This window comes from Kluyvera ascorbata, from assembly GCF_023195735.1.
Taxonomy (GTDB): domain Bacteria; phylum Pseudomonadota; class Gammaproteobacteria; order Enterobacterales; family Enterobacteriaceae; genus Kluyvera; species Kluyvera ascorbata.
Genome location: NZ_CP096201.1, coordinates 1,879,613 through 1,895,195, shown reverse-complemented (window position 1 = coordinate 1,895,195; position 15,583 = coordinate 1,879,613). Strand labels below are relative to the sequence as shown.

The window sequence follows — 15,583 nt, the reverse complement described above, 5'->3', positions numbered from 1 at the left end:
CTCAGTACAGCGTATCCGGCAGTCGGAACTGGCTAAATAGCCCGCCGCTGAATGGGTTGTCTTCAGTATCGGTATGCACCCGGTAGACCATCACCCCGCCGTCCACGTTAAAGCGCACGCTGAAGGTGCCCTCTTGCACGCCGGTGAGCTGCCCCGCGCCAAACAGCCGGAACTGTGCCCACGGCCCGCTGAAACTGATGCTGCGCGGCGCGCTGCCATTAAGGCCAATCAGCGTCAGCTTGCTTTCATTGCCTTCGCGCATGTTGTTCGGCCACACCAGATGGGCGGTATAGTTACGTCCCTGGCTGTAGTCCACTAACTGCCCGTCTAGATTCAGCACGCTACGCCGCTTGTTGCCGGAGAGCGACACGGTTTCCACCGCAAACTGCGCGCCTAATCCATTCTGCTGACTGAAAAAGATGTCGCGGATGTTTTGTGCCCGTTCAAGCTGTTGCAGCACGTCTTCGCGGATCACTACGGCATCGTCATCGTTCACCTCCGAGCCCCCCTCGACAAACAGCTTCAGGTTCTGCGTGTAGAACGTATCCAACACGCCGCCGGGTTTAAAGAAGCGTTCGAAGGCATCCAATGACGCATCCTGCGACGAACGCGGGTTAAACGGATACTTATCCGCTAACTGCTCACTGAACGGTTTCACCACGCTGTCGCGCCAGTCCACTTCCATATAGTGAACCGCCTCCACCATCACCACATGCCAGGCCTGATCCGCCAGTTTACCTACCCAGCGGTTGAGCGGCGCGGGCAGCGTTTTCGCCATCTGGCGGGTGGCGAAAATCGGGTCGCTGCTGTTCTGGTCAAGCCGTAACTGCACGGCTTTCAGGGCCGATTTTCCCGGTGCCGGGGCATTCTGTATCGCCAGCAGGTAGCGGTGCAGCTCCGTCAGCTGCCGATAAACCGCCTGCATTGTGCTTTCCTTGTCTTTCTGCGCGTCCAGCGTGCCGTTTTCCGGAGCAAACTCGTGGCCGAGGCGCGTCAACAGTGCGTAGTCCGGCGCGTTCCGCACCTCCTCACGCTCTTTATCATCCAGCTTGTCCGGCAGGACGATGGCATGGGTGTTATCACGCAGCGCGGTTAATGCCCGCTGGAGCGGCTGGTCGCCGCTGATGATTTGCTCCAGCGCCCCGGTGAGTTCCGTGACGGACTCATACTCGCGCACGTTAAGGTTATCCATCCCGGCACGCCAGGTGGCGGTGTAGTCACCGAGATACTGCTCGGTCAGCTGACGCTGGATCTCCGTGCGGTCGGCGTCACTGTATTTCACGCTGCCGGTCAGGTTCAGCACCCAGGAATCCATCGCCGTCAGCGCCACCAGTTCATCGCGCTGCGCCACAAAATAGCGTTGTAGCCCGTGACGGGTCAGAAGCTGTGGAATAATCAGTCTGTCGTCATCGCCGGAGATAAACACCTGATCAAAAGTCGGGCCGACCTGATCGCGCAGATTCAGGTCGGCAGGCAAAACGCCTTGTGCGCGCGTTTTCAGGCTCTGATACACACGCTGGTAAACCGGCAGTTTGCTGAGTTCTTTCTGCGCATCAATGACGGGTTTATCGTATAATGTCCAGCGGCTGATGGCCTCCCCTTCACCCGCCCGACGCTGCGCGTGCCAGTCGGTGTGTTGCAGCGCATAGTCCAGATGCGCCATCAGTTGCCCCTGAGTATCACGCTGGCCGTGAAACCGTTCGCTCCAGCGTTTCGCCATGTACTGTTTCACCACTTCGTTATTACGCCCGCTTTTATCCTCCAGCATTCTGAGCACGCGCAGCGCGGCCAATTTCTGCTCGCTGTTCTGTGGGGCAGTTGCCAAATCCTTTATCAGCCCGTTAGTAAGCGCCGGAAGATAACGCTGCTCCAGAAGTTGCAGATAGGTCTGTTCCACATACGGGCCGATGCGCCTTCCCTGATATAGCCCGAGCTCAGACAGACGGCTGCGATCGCCCCAGTCGCCATAGGCCAGAGTGGCGTCACGTACCGGGTTCAGCAAAGGGAGTTGCCGATCGCCATAGTCATCTACTCCCTGCGGCGGGGGAACATCCATAAAGGTTCTGGCCTGCTCCAGCACCCTGACGCCCGCACTCCAGTTGCTGTTGTAATAGTGATGCCAGCCACCGGCCGCCAGCACAATCAACACCGCGCTGGCGGCGGTAAATGCCATCATCCGACGGCGGGCGTTACCCAGCCAGATGCTGTTTTCCCCGGACAGGTTCGGTTCCGCCAGCAGCGTCTGTGGAAACAGATTGCGGGTAAAATACGGCATGGTGTCGACCAGAGGCCAGGCCATGAGTGGGCTGATACCCAGTTGATACTGCCGGGCGGCGGACTGCGTAAAAATATCGTCCACCTGCCCGCGCTGTAGGGATGACGTGAGATATACGCCGCGCAGCATCACGTCCATGTTTTCACCGTCCAGCAGGCTGTCGAGCAGCGCAGTCAGCGTATCGTTGACCCCTTGCATCTGGCGGACGAAGCTGAACAGGGCACTGCGATGGTGGTTCTGCGCCAGCATCAGATCCGGCAAAGCCTGATTGAGTTGGGCTCCCCATGTCTGCCAGAATGCGTTCAGCTCAGAACGCCAGTCATCATTCTCATGGGCATGGCGGGTAAAGGTGACGCCGAGAATAGCATCGCGCCCTGCCTTATCCAGCGAGGTAAACAGCGGGGAAAAACCGGCCAGCAGATCTAGCTTGGTCAGCACAATGTAGACCGGCAGCTGGCAGTGAAGATGTTGGCGCACGGCTTGCAGGCGGCTGCGTAAGATCTGTAACAACGCTTCGCGGCGACGCTTATCAGCGGTCAGCAGATCGGGCAGGTCCAGCGTCAGGATCAGGCCATTCAGCGGCTGGCGGGCGCGATTTTGTACCAGCCAGCCCAACCAGTGTTCCCACAAACGCCGGTGCAGCGTATCCGCATCCGGCTCTCCGCACAGCGCACCGCTGGCGTCAAAAATCACTGCCTGTTTACCGACGTGCGGCGTGATATACAGCCGCTGTTCCGTTCCGCGTATCACTTCCGGCGTGTAAATAATGTCAGACGGAAAGCCCTCGCGCAGCAGCGCGGTTTTGCCGCTTCCGCTAGGGCCAATAACCATGTACCACGGCAGTTGCCACAGATAATGGCGGCTGTCGAGATGGCGCTGGAGACGCAGCAGCCAGCGGTCAAGGTAGCGCTGCTGGGCGTTCAGTTCGAGGTTGAGCGGGTCTTTTTCTTCCTCACGCTGTTGTTTCTGCTGCCGTTCAAGCTCTTGCAGGCGTTTTGTGACCCGGACGGTCAGCCATGCCAGGGTTATCAGGCCCCAGACAGTGGTGGCCAGCCAGCGGTGTGACAGCGGTTTCAGCCATGATTCGTCATAAAATTGCCATGCCGGACCTTTCCACCAGATCCAGACCAACAGCACGACCCAGACCAGCGCCAACAGCCACGCCACAGAAATCTTAAATCGGGGCATGGCCGGTCTGAGCATGGAAGCCAGTCCGCTGAACAGACGGGGGACACGGGGTGTGGGTATTCTGAACACAAAACGCTCCTGTTTTTATCTCACTGTTCCTGCGTGAGTTTTTCTTCCAGCTGCTTGAGCAGCGACGGCTCCCAATCGGACAGCATGGTTTGCAAGCCCGCCTTAAACAGCATCCGGTAGTGCTGCTGCGCCAGCTGTGCCATACCGGACGCATCCAGAAGCTGCGCCGTCAAAAACTGGTTGTAAAATCGCCGGCGAGGCGAGTGTTGCGGCTGCTGTTCCGCCAGCACCAGCGCGGCTTCAAGCCCCTGCTCTCGGTAGCTTTGCCAGACCTGCTGTGTTAATTCATCACCGTCCATCACTGTGCCTGTGCTCTTTGTAGGTTCATCCGCCAGCCACTTCCGGGTGGCGTCGCTGATAAACGGGGTGTGGTCGTTAAAACTCAGTGCAGTAAGCTGCGGTAGGCGGGTCAGGAAGCGACGCACTTCATCACGAATCGCCTCTGCCACATCGCTGAACTCCAGTCTCTTTGCAATCTGTACGGACAGATAATGACCATCCATCCAGTACGGGGCCAACAGCAGGCTGTTTTCCACCTGCTGCCAGAGCGCCACATCAGCACTGGCGAGCCGCGCCCGGTAGTCCGCCGTCATATCTGCGGAAACTGCCGCCAGCGGCGTGCGCCCGTCGCTTTCCGACTGAGGAACGCTGGTGATGGTCTGCCACAGCGCTTGACGGCGCAGCCGGTAGCCCAGCGGCGAGTCCGGCTGGCGTTCGCAGAGAATGGCGGCGACTTTCAACAGCGTGTCGCGCCAGGCTTTATCACTGTGGCTGTCAATACTCACCACCGGCGCAGGGACAGCGGTGTCCGGCGCGGAAGGAGCAGAAATGGCGGCCGGGGTATCTGTTGTTACGATTGATGGTACTGACGTAGCCGTTGCAGGAGAACGGTCACGAAACGCCCGCTGATACAACGCGAATAAATCATCCGTCGCGGAGGCCAATTCCGGCATATTATGCGACTGCCAGCACTGCGCCAGTTTTGTCAGCTCGCCCAGCAGAAAGTCCCGTTGCTCCGGCGCTGAAGCGGCGGCAAATCCGGCGATCCCCGGTTCAAAGCGTTTCAGTATCTGGCTGGCAAAACGCCCTTTGTTCGCGGCGTTCTGCGGCCAGCCGGTGGTCCAGTAGTGCGCGACATACTGCATCAGCATCCTGAGCGCCAGCAGCGGATTCCCCGCGTGTTGCAAGGTACGCAGAAGATGTGCCACCAGGCGAAAATCCTTGCTTTCTGAAGCCAGAAGCATCAGCCCCTGCCGCTGGAGTTCCGGCACATCAAGCTGCGCATGATTCAGCGAGCCGAGCTTGACGATTTCACCGTCTATATATTCCCACTGCGGGTTATCATCGCTGAGTTTCGCAGTCAGTTTCTCTTCCGGCAGTATTTCCAGCAAGTGAGACAGCCAGAACTCCGGGTTCTGTATATCCATATTCGTCACTCCCCTGCCCAGTGACAGGCATCACGCAACGGCACAATGGTCTGTGCCAGTCCGTCAATGTTAAAGGTCAGTTTGTTTCCCGGTCCGGTATCAATCGTCAGCGTTTTTGAGCCGAACAGATGTTTGATTTCTTCAATCCCGGTCAGGCCTCGACTGGATTCCAGCAGCATGCCGTTTTCCCGCACAAACCAGTGCGAACGAAACGTGCCGCCCTCAGTCACCAGGCTGACCGGCATATCGTTTTCCGAAAGGGTATGGGTCAGTGCCACCTGCATCCTGGTGATGTTGTCCACGCAGGAGAAAACCAGCACCGGGCGCGGCGGCAGGCTGCCGATGGCGGGAGTGGTGATAATTACCGTCGGGCGTTCACCGGTGTTTTCGCTTATCAGCAGCGTCGTAGCGTTATCCGTGCGCCGCTTCTCCTGTTCAATAGCTCGTGTCCAGGACTCGCCCTGATAACGCGCTTTTGTCAGCACGCGAGTAAAGCCCTCCGGTTGTTCTGGCGCAAGAATGCGGTCATAGCAGTCAAGCCGCTCTAGCGGAGCAGGCTCTTTCCGGCAGGCGTTCATGGCTTTCACCCGGGCCTGTACATCCGCACCAGTAATGATCCGAATATCTGCCGCCGTCGCCGCCGCGGCCTCCAGAGCAATACCGGGAACACCCCGCTCCGGCTGAACCGTGGCCTGTGCAGCGCTGACAGTCATCCCTGCCAGTAACGCGATATACCGGAAAACGTGCGCGTGACTCACAGGGCAGCATCCTCTGCTTCCTGCTCCGGCACGCTATCGCTGACGGCTATCTCTTCTTCAATGTCAGCGGTAAATTCGCCGTCCGCCACGCCGAGGTTTATTTTTGTGATCGCTGCGTTTGCCGCCATCTTCTGCAACAGCAAAAGCGACAGCGGCGGCAGCATATCGCCGTCAATCACGGACTCCAGCATGCGTGCACCGTTCTCGGCGCGGGTGACGCGCTGCATAATTTCATCAGTCACCTCCGGCGCAATTATCACTTCCGCGTTAAAGCGGGAACGCAGCACGTTGTCGAGGCGCGCCAGTTTCCCTGCAATAATAGTCCCGAGCGTGTCGCGTGACAGCGGCAGGTACGGCACCACTTCCATACGCGCCAGCAGCGCCGGTTTGAAGAAGTCGGCCAGCACCGGGTACAGTTCTTCCTGCATGGTTTCTGCGTTGTCTGCGTGTTCGACAATCACCTGATAGCCAAGGTTGGACGTGAGGAAAAAGACGATATTTTTGCAGTCAATCAGCCGCCCTTCGCCGTCGGCCATCTCGCCTTTATCAAATGCCTGGTAGAACAGATTAAGCACGTCCGGGTGGGCTTTTTCGACTTCATCCAGCAAAACAACAGAGTACGGTTTCTGGCGAATCGCTTCGGTCAGCACCCCGCCCTCGCCATAACCGACATAGCCCGGCGGCGAACCAATCAGACGGGAGACGGTATGCTTCTCCTGGAACTCTGACATATTGATGGTGGTGAGATACTGGCGACCACCGTAAAGCAGCTCCGCCAGTTGCAGCACAGTTTCGGTCTTGCCCACGCCACTCGGCCCCGCCAGCAGGAATGCCCCCAGCGGACGGCCAGGACGGCGCAGGTCGGCGCGCGCGGTGAGCAGGTGCTTGTGCAGATGCTTAATGGCTAAATCCTGGCCCTTGATGGTGTCGCCAAGCCACTGCGGCAGGTCGGTGATGACCGACATCTCATTCTGCGACAGACGGTTAAGCGGCACGCCGGTCCATTCAGCAATTACCGCAGCGATCTGTTTTTTATCCACGTGCGGGGAAACCAACAACTGTGTGCAGTGCAGGATGTCCAGTTCATCGGTCAGTTGCGCCAGGCGTTCAGCAGGAGAAATTGCCGATTCTGCTTCAGCCATCGCTTCAGTTTCCTCCAGCAGCCCTTTACGCAGCGCAATAATCTCTTGTACCAGCGCCTGCTGCTGATGCCAGGCATCTTCCAGCGTTTGAAGTTCCGTCTGTGCGGTTTCATACTGCGTGTGGACTTCACCAAGACGTGTGGTGTCCACTCGCAGACCAATACGAATTTCCCGCTCGAGCTGACGGATTTCCGCCTCGCACTGGCGGCACAGTGTGGTTAACGCTGAAATCTGCTTTGGCGGCGAAGAGAGGTTAATCGCTACCCGCGCACAGGCGGTGTCCAGCACATCGATGGCTTTATCCGGCAACTGTCGCCCGGAGAGGTAGCGCTCGCTTAACATTGCCGCAGCCTGTAAGGCGTCGTCATCAATCAGCACGCCATGCGCCTGCTCATACACCGCCGACAGACCGCGCAGTATAATGGTCGCCTCGGCGGCGTTGGGTTCGCTAACCTTCACTAACTGGAAGCGGCGCGACAGCGCGGCATCTTTCTCGAAGTATTTTTTGTATTCGCTCCAGGTGGTAGCGGCGATGGTCTTCAGCTCGCCGCGCGCCAGCGCCGGTTTAAGCAGATTAGAGATATCCAGCCCGCCCTGCTGGTTGCCCGCACCAATCAGTGTATGCGCCTCGTCAATAAACAGAATGACTGGCTTCGGTGACTGGAGCACTTCCGCCATCAGCCCCTTGAACCGTTTTTCAAATTCGCCTTTGACTGATGCCCCCGCCTGCAACGCGCCTAAGTCCAGCGTCATAATATCGGTATCGCGTAGTTTATCCGGCACCTGGCCTGCAACGATACGCAGCGCTAGCCCTTCAATCAGCGCGCTCTTGCCGACGCCCGCCTCGCCTACCACCACCGGGTTGTTTTTACGGCGGCGGCAGAGAATGTCGATCATCAGGTCAATTTCGTTATCACGGCACAGCACCGGATCGAGTCGTCCCTGACGGGCATCCTCAGTCATGTTTTTCGCGTAGCGTCCCAGCAGACTGTCTTCTGAATGCGCCGCAGATACGGATTGCTCCCCGTTCTGCATTACCGACTCCGCAGATTCCCGCGTCCAGTCGGGAAAATCCTGGCGCAGCCGGTCACGATTGATCCCCGTCAGCAGGCGGGCCGCTGCGGGCGGGACATAGCGGTGTGCCGACTGCAACAGTGTCAGCAGCAAAGTGCCGCCACGCAGTTCGGTCTGCTGCATCTCGGCGGAGGCCAGCAGCCAGCCGTCACGCAGCCATTCAACCAGCAGCGGTGAGAACATCGGGTAACTGTCGGCGTGGCGCGTCGTGGCATAGTGCTCCACCGTCAGCGCCAGCCCCAGTTCTTCCCTACCAATCGCGACTTTTTCTATAATGACGCGCAGATCGCTGCGCGGAATAGCCAGCATCTGTATAAGTACATGACTGACGGTAATTTCGGTGGCCTGTAGGCTCATACAGGCCGTGGCGGCCATCTCCAGCGCCTGGCGGGAAAACGGGTTCAGTCGTTTTACCAGCGTGGATACATCAATCTGGATCATAAAAGGCGTCCTTACCTGGCAAGCAGCCGGTTCAACTGGTGAAGAATGTCCTGGGTCTGGCTGTCCAGACGTAGCAGGTAAAACAGATAGAATGTCGCCAGCACGGCAGCGCAGCCGAGCAGGACGTGCTTAACGGTGAGTCGTTTAATAAGCTGGTAGCGCCCGCCTCGGGTTTTCTTGTCCTGATGTAATAAAGGGAATGGCGCGTCGCCACGCAGCTTATGCAGAACGTAATACAGACGGCGGTATATCTGCTCAAACTCGCCCTGATCCTGCACGGCCACCTTGTAGCGCCCGCGAAAACCGAGCGAAAAACAGAGATACAAAAACTCCAACAGGTCCCGGTAACGCGCAGGTTCGCGTATCAGACGCTCCAACAGAATAAAGATCTTCTCGCCGCCCCAGGCTTCGTTGTGGAAATGAACCAGCAGTGACTGTTTGATCCACTCATTTTTATTCGACCAACCGTTACCCAGCGCAGCCTCGTCAATGAAAGTGCAGAGGATGTATCGAAACGAGACGATCACGCCAGGTTCATAACCCTGCTCCTGAAGCAACTGCTCCACCGCCTGAACGTCCGTCACCACCTGCGTGAACAGGTGCTCAGGCATGGCGTTGCCGCTCATCTCGGTCACGCGCATCACCATCCCCAGCAGCGGCGTGGCGGCGTCGATCATCGGGTTAAGGCTGTTGCCGCGAAGGCTCAGTTTATACTGGCGGGAGGTGGCTTCTTCATCATGCTCATCCAGCGAAAGGACCGTCTTTTCACTCATAAAATCAGCCTCTGATTGCCCACAGCTGCATATCCAGATCCGGGAAAGTACCGGAGATATGCATCGCCAGCGCGCCCGCCGTTAACACGTCCTGCCAGGTGGAACCGCTTTTTTCCAGCTCGAAATAGACATAGCCATCGTGGTACGGCAACTGGCGAGGCGCAGCAGGTAGTGCGCGCAGCGGGATACCCGGCACCTGAACGCTGACCATATTGCGGATTTTGTCAGTGGCGGCGATTTTAGACTGCTGGGTGAACTGGAGGATTAGTTGCGCATGTGGCATCCGGGCACGGACTGCCAGCACGAACACCCCGGACTGCAACAATCCCGGATCGTTGACCGTCGCCAGATACACCCCCTCGGTAAAGATCAGCGGCAGGTTCTGCGCGCGCGGTTGCAGAACAATGTTGAGCGCCCGGCGCAGTTCGGGGATCACCGTTTTAAAGGACTGTGTGAGATCCCGGTGATCGTAGGGTTCGACCGCACACGGCAGACGGCTGTTTTCAGTAAAGGTCATCAGTTCGCCGAGCAGACGCACCAGATCCAGGTAAAACGTCTCCGGGTGCAGAGTATGCAGATGAGCACGGTGAGTGAAGTGCATCTGGCTACGGTTGAGCATCTGTAACATCATAAACTCGGCCACATCGGCAATACCGCTCTGCTCCGGCGAGCCAATTCGTTTCGCCAGATCGGCGGCGCGAGTGGCGATCATCCCCTGCACGTCACCGACAAAACGGTTCAGCATCGGACTGACACGCACCGTCTGGCAGGTGGGGATAAATTCCTCATCCACTACCAGACCGCCGCCTGCCCGGAGACTGCGAATACGACACAGCGGCAGCACCATCATCGCGCTGAGATCCTCCGCTCCGCTGACAATGCGGAACACCAGTTGACCGAGCGAAAGTGGCTGGACGTCACCGTTTTCCGTATGCACGTCGCAGACGTCCATATAGCTCAGACGATAACGTTCTGAACTCTGCCCGGCACGGCGTACGTCCTGAATTTCGCTGATATTATGGCCACTGACCGGCAGCGCCAGATAAATGTCGTGGCTCTCCGGCGTTGTCAGTTCGCCCGGCTGAAACGGCAGCGGCAGTAGATCCTGGTCAGGAATGCGGAATACCGTACCGTCCGGCAGACAACCCGCGGCCTTGTCAATCATCACCCTTCCCTGCGCCAATAGTTCGGTATTCAGAGATAGTTCGGTAAATCCCCAGGCAAAGTCCGTCTGCGCGTCCAGCCGTTCGTGCAGCAGATAATCGGTATGGCGCTGCTGCTGCTGAAAATGCTGCGGCAGTGCAAACAGCCCCTCCTGCCAGAGCACGCGGTTATTGGTGGTTGCCATCGTCAGTTATCCTCGGTTTTCATTTCAATACTGTTCTGCCGGAGATGCGCCAGCAGGCGATAGTGGTGGCCGGTGTTCTCCACCGGTACGATTTGCTTCCAGACGCCTGCCTGGTCGTCGGAGAAATAAGCGACAATACCGATAAATTGCGTTTTGGCATCCAGCTCTATGTCAGGCAGCGTTTTAAGCGTATCGGGCAGCAGGGTAAAATCCTGATGGTCGATATAGTTTTTCCCCAGCGCCTCTGGCAACGGCGTGGACACCACCAGGTCATAGTCCGCTCCTTCAAATTTTGAATCGTCGCTCAGATACACCAGCTGCACATCCACTGGCGCAGCTTCCCCTTCCGTGTTCATATTGGCATCAGGTTCAGTCAGCAGCGTGAGTGTCACCGTTGAGGACTGCAGCTTCAGGTCACCCACCGTGATGTCCGGATTGGCGATAACCTGGCCGATTTTTTTGCTCATCTCACAGCCGCTTAACGTTCCAACCAGCGCCATAAACAGCAGAACGCACGCAAACCTGCCTCTCATCATGCTTCCGGTTCCCGCTGCTTTTCACGCAGCACGCGGTCATAGACTTGGGCATACACCTCGTTAAATAGCATCGCGAACCCCTGCTGGCGGTCAGACGCCAGTTCATCGTAATAATGGCGGTACATCTGCCAGGCTCCAGCGTCGTCCAGCGCCCGGCGCAGTTCATGACTGCGCCGGTACTGAACAAAGCGCTTCAGCAGGTTTTGTGGTGAGAAAGCATCAAGCATCACCCGCAGCGCTTCGGCAATCGCGGCCCGGTTGGCTTCTTCGTGATGGCGAACGTTGCGCAGGCTCTCGTGGATTGCTGCCGGGGCTGCCAGATGTACAGGGCTTTTTCCTTCGGCGAACATCACCTCCAGCACCGTGGCATAGTCCAGATTCAGACGCAGCGGATTATCCTCCAGCGGACGCAGATGTTTATCCGACAGACTGTTCTGGCTGTACTGCAAATCGAGCAGTCCCTGAATGGCCGCCTGCAGCGCACGTCCGGATTCTTCCAGAAAGGCATCCGCATCCTGCGAATTGCTGACGCTGAGTGAACTGCCCAGCCCACGGAGCAGCGGCGTCACCGCCAGATGCCGTTGCACCGTCTCCGCCGAGGAAAGCGCCTCATCATGCGGTGACGTATACACGGGTGGCAGATCCATAAATGGCGTGTCGATCCCGCCGCCCGCTTTCAGATCGGACAGCGGTACGGTCGGCTGACCGAAGGCACCTGCTGCCGCCGTGGTGAGAGTTTCGCTCTGCAAAACCTGCAACGGATCGGTGGAAAAGGCGTTCGCCACGGTCGCTGTCAGCTGATGGCGGTACGGCAGCCCCGAATAATCCGGCTGACCTTCGGTGGACATCAACGTTTCTGTCAGGCTGTCACGGTGGTTAACAATGCTTTCCGGCGCGGCCATCTGTTCGTCATAGCTGACACGACGGCCTTCATGTAAAAAGGCTTTCAGCGCCAGCGCGCCAATGCTGATTTCATCGCCCTGACGCAGACGTACCAGTCCGGTATCCGTGGCAACCGCCGCCAGGTTAATCATCACGCCGGGCATCAGACTACGCAGGCAGAACGCGGCGTCATGCAGCACTATCTGGCAGGCGCGACCGGCAACTGCACCAGCTCTGTCCTGCACCGACCAGTGGCACGTGGAAGCATGACCAATATCTCCACCCTCAGCGGAAAACAGACATTTCGCGGCGCGGCCGCTTTCTAGCTCATTGCCGTTCATCACCTGCAACGTCAGCGATAATCCGGAAGATGTCGTTTTTTCCTCAGCCATTTGCGGCTCCATAAAATTAGTCCCTGATGTGGAGAGTGATGGATGGCGGCGTTTGCGGCTCACCAATAAAAGCAGTGCGACCAATGCAGGCACGGCGGCGGTCGCCCAGCTTCATGCCCTGCGCCTGCGCCGGAGCCAGATCCAGACGTAAATCCCAGGCGAACTGGTCACGCAGCAAAAAGGCGATAAACAGGGTCAGCGCCTCATGGTGTTCTCCGCCAGGCAAAAACGACAGATAGCGGGACATGGACAGGCTGCCGATCCGCAGCAGGAATTTGCCGCTACGATCCGGTACGTGGGCACCGAGCGTAAAATTGACGCCTACAACCGAGCGACCGGGAACATATCCGGCGGTTTTATTTTTCGGGTTACGCTCGCCCAGCCGGTTTTGTTCGCCGGGATCAATTGCCACCCGGCGCAGCTGCCAGCTTTCAAGGGTCACATCCGGTAAATCAAAGCAGTGTGAAACCAGATCGCAGACCACTTCCGGTGCCCGCCCCGGCGCGGCCAACACCCCTGCATAAGCCAGCATCTTGCTGTGGTTGATGGCGAGCTTGTCACGCAGACTCTGACTACCCAGTCCGACCAGCGCATACATGCGCTGCGAAAAGCTATCCGTCCCGCCATTGCGAAAGCAGATGTGATAGCGGTATTTTCTCCAGGCGTGATACACAAACTGCGTCCAGCGGTGGCTGAACAGATCGAGAAATTCTTTTAGCCCTTCTTCATTCTGCGCCGACTCCCGCGCCATCCGATCCAGGTAGTAACCGGGTAACGGCGACTGGCTACCGGAAAAGCCGAGAAATTTTGTGGTCAGCGTAAACTGTCCGTTGTCATCACGCGTGAGTGAGGTCAGATCGCTGCCCGGAAACGCAATGCTGGCATCGGATTTAAACAGCACCACCTCCTGTTCCGGTTCCGCACGCAGCGAAGGTTCACAGCCAGGCTTTCCGTAACGACGGTACAGCGACTCCAGCAGGACATAAAAACTGGTATCACGGACGTCTGCAGGAAAATCTACATCAGGGCGTGCTGGCCGTTGTTCTGCCATTCCCAGGCCTCCTGACTTTCCGTGTTGATAATTTTCAGACAATGAAATGAATTGATGCTGGCATAGAGCGCAAAGAAATGGGTCAGCACATTACCAAGCTGGTAGATTTCTCCTTCGCAAACAAACGGCATCGGATTGATCCACAACGTGGTGGACAGACCTCGCACCGGTACACCTTTAAACAGCCGATCCACCGGTTTTGTTTCCATCCTCTCGATGGCGTCCAGCTTCTGCTGCGACAAGCGGGCCTGCTGCGGATGCTGAATACCCGGCAGGTCGAAAGTACGCAGGATTTGCACCAGCGCCTCCCGATCCAGTAGCGAGAGATAGTTCAGGTTCATACAGGAAATTAGCGACCACTGCATATCGCCGTCGGTTACCGGATAAAGTGGACGCGTCGGGCGGGTAACGTTGCTGAAGCTAGCGACCGCTGGGTTTTTGCCCACCGCCACGCAAATGTCGCCAATGTGCAACTGCGTGGGTAGCATCCGATTGGTGCAGACCAGCGAAACGCTGAGTGCCTCGCCGCTCAGGTGTGCGGGATCGGGCAGTTTGCCATCGGCATGCACAAACGCAATGCTGTGCTCAAGCCCGCGATGAAACAGCGAGGTTTTTGTCCGGTGATGCCAGTAGACCACCTCACGCTGGCGGCTGTACTCCATCTGGTGGTTGAAACTTTCGAACTCCGGCCAGAGACGCGACGCGCTGGCAACTCCGGAAGCCTCATCGAAAGCGGATATCTTGCTGGATACCGACTTCACGCGGAAAATATCGTATGCATTGGCATTCTGGTGGCTGGCCCGCAGCGGATACTGCGGAGCGCTACCGTCCGGCGCGATGGGTTCGGCCTGATGGACAAACAGATTCACCACCGGTGTGCAGAACAGGTGTAGCGATGAGGCACGGAGCTTGATATCCACCGGCAACGGCTGGTTAAAGTGCAGGCGTAGTGTAAATGCGCCACCGTGAAAATTATCCGGTAACGGCACAGCATCACGCAGATGAAAAAAGAAAAAGCTTTCCGGGTAGCAGAAGTACTCCTGAAGCACGCGATAGCCGTTGTGAACGTTTTTTGGCCACGGCAGCAACGCATCCTCGCGTTCAAACCCGGCGGCTTTCAGCCACAGATCCGGCAGAGGAACATGCTGTTCTCCGATAATCAGTTCAGCGTCCATCAGACGTTCACTGAACCACAGGTATAGCTGATAGCGGGTGTAGTCATCTTCATTACCCAGCCAGAAATTGATTTTATTTAAATTCAGCGCTCGGGAAGACACACCGTTTTCGGCAAAAAAGTCAATATCAATGATGCCTTCCTCGAGGCTACTGGCATTACACACATCCCGAATCTGTAAAGGCTGTAACCAGATATCGCGCGCCAGCGTAAAATGGCAGGAAGACGGTGGCGTCCGGTCATCGTCTCCCAGCACCTTCCGGCCTGATGAGGTGACGCGAACGCCTGAACTGACTAGTTCATCACGCAAAACCTGCACCGGTGCTTTGATATTACCTTCAGGCAGATACTCAATCACCGACATAGAAGGCACCGGGCGCAGATAGTTAGGCCATAACATGCGGATTATCCCATGAGTGAACTCCGGGAACGCGTCCTCCAGCTTCTGCCGCACGCCGCCAGCCAGAAAAGCCGACGCTTCCATCAGGCGCTCAACGTCAGGGTCACCTTCTTTCTCAGCCAGAAAGCGGGACAGATAGGGTTTATCCCGCGCCAGCAACTTGCCCAGTTGCCGCAGGTAGTCCAACTCTTCACGGTAATAGCGTTCTTCAAAGGCCATCAGAGGTACTCCACCCGGTAGCGCTGGCGGTTATCCAGCAGAATGTCAAACTCCAGAACGTCCCTGGCGTCATGAAAACTGACCTGCCCCGCAATATGAAAACGCAGCGTCAGCGGTACATAGTCGTCCGGTGACGCCGCTGTCACCGTCACCCGAGTGATGCGGGGCTCATAGCGACGGATGCAGTCGTGGATACCTCTGGCAATCTCTTCCCTGAAATTACCTGAGGCTAAAATATCGTCATTTAAATCAGTAATGCCTAGAGCTGGAGAACCAGCGCAACTGCCGGTGCGGGTATTGAGAATGTTGTGCAGGTTTTCGCTGATGGAGTGCAGCAGACTGACGCCTGGCCGGCGATAAAACCGGGAAGTCGCCGCCTCGCCAATGCGGTCAAACAGGCTGCCCCCTTTCTCAATATCCCGCTTCATCATGAT

Annotated in this window: 11 protein-coding genes; all 11 read right to left on the bottom strand. The window is 57.4% G+C overall.

Annotation, left to right across the window (positions count from 1 at the left end):
- Nucleotide 1: 1 nt before the first annotated feature.
- Genes tssM through tssE form a run of 11 tightly spaced genes read right to left on the bottom strand, consistent with a single transcriptional unit; the run spans nucleotide 2 to nucleotide 15,580 of the window.
- Nucleotides 2-3,532 carry a type VI secretion system membrane subunit TssM gene (tssM, locus tag MY052_RS08865; RefSeq protein ID WP_338033449.1) on the bottom strand — a complete coding sequence of 1,177 codons (3,531 nt, stop codon included), beginning with the start codon at nucleotides 3,530-3,532 and terminating at the stop codon, nucleotides 2-4.
- A gap of 20 nt (nucleotides 3,533-3,552) precedes the next feature.
- A complete protein-coding gene (gene tssA / locus MY052_RS08860) occupies nucleotides 3,553-4,959 on the bottom strand; it encodes a type VI secretion system protein TssA (RefSeq protein WP_248538610.1) in 1,407 nt (468 codons plus the stop codon).
- Between the two features lie 5 nt (nucleotides 4,960-4,964).
- Nucleotides 4,965-5,717, bottom strand: a complete 753-nt coding sequence (vasI, locus tag MY052_RS08855; protein WP_248538607.1) for a type VI secretion system-associated protein VasI — start codon at nucleotides 5,715-5,717, stop codon at nucleotides 4,965-4,967.
- Nucleotides 5,714-8,374, bottom strand: coding sequence for a type VI secretion system ATPase TssH (tssH, locus tag MY052_RS08850; protein ID WP_202217684.1), 2,661 nt, complete (start codon nucleotides 8,372-8,374; stop codon nucleotides 5,714-5,716). The genes vasI and tssH overlap by 4 nt, the downstream gene beginning before the upstream one ends.
- 11 nt (nucleotides 8,375-8,385) lie before the next feature.
- Entirely contained in the window at nucleotides 8,386-9,147 is a 762-nt protein-coding gene (icmH, locus tag MY052_RS08845) for a type IVB secretion system protein IcmH/DotU (RefSeq protein ID WP_248538605.1), read from the bottom strand.
- Nucleotides 9,148-9,151: 4 nt separating this feature from the next.
- Nucleotides 9,152-10,495, bottom strand: coding sequence for a type VI secretion system baseplate subunit TssK (gene tssK, locus MY052_RS08840; RefSeq protein WP_202217682.1), 1,344 nt, complete (start codon nucleotides 10,493-10,495; stop codon nucleotides 9,152-9,154).
- Between the two features lie 2 nt (nucleotides 10,496-10,497).
- The gene (gene tssJ / locus MY052_RS08835) at nucleotides 10,498-11,028 is read right to left on the bottom strand and encodes a type VI secretion system lipoprotein TssJ (protein ID WP_374044019.1); all 531 of its coding nucleotides are present in this window, start codon (nucleotides 11,026-11,028) and stop codon (nucleotides 10,498-10,500) included.
- Nucleotides 11,028-12,305, bottom strand: a complete 1,278-nt coding sequence (gene tagH, locus MY052_RS08830; RefSeq protein WP_248538602.1) for a type VI secretion system-associated FHA domain protein TagH — start codon at nucleotides 12,303-12,305, stop codon at nucleotides 11,028-11,030. The genes tssJ and tagH overlap by 1 nt, the downstream gene beginning before the upstream one ends.
- A gap of 16 nt (nucleotides 12,306-12,321) precedes the next feature.
- Nucleotides 12,322-13,356 (bottom strand): type VI secretion system baseplate subunit TssG, encoded by a 1,035-nt coding sequence (gene tssG, locus MY052_RS08825; RefSeq protein WP_248538600.1) that lies wholly within the window; start codon nucleotides 13,354-13,356, stop codon nucleotides 12,322-12,324.
- Nucleotides 13,323-15,149, bottom strand: a complete 1,827-nt coding sequence (gene tssF / locus MY052_RS08820) for a type VI secretion system baseplate subunit TssF (RefSeq protein ID WP_202217679.1) — start codon at nucleotides 15,147-15,149, stop codon at nucleotides 13,323-13,325. The genes tssG and tssF overlap by 34 nt, the downstream gene beginning before the upstream one ends.
- Nucleotides 15,149-15,580 carry a type VI secretion system baseplate subunit TssE gene (tssE, locus tag MY052_RS08815; protein WP_202217678.1) on the bottom strand — a complete coding sequence of 144 codons (432 nt, stop codon included), beginning with the start codon at nucleotides 15,578-15,580 and terminating at the stop codon, nucleotides 15,149-15,151. The genes tssF and tssE overlap by 1 nt, the downstream gene beginning before the upstream one ends.
- Nucleotides 15,581-15,583 lie beyond the last annotated feature (3 nt).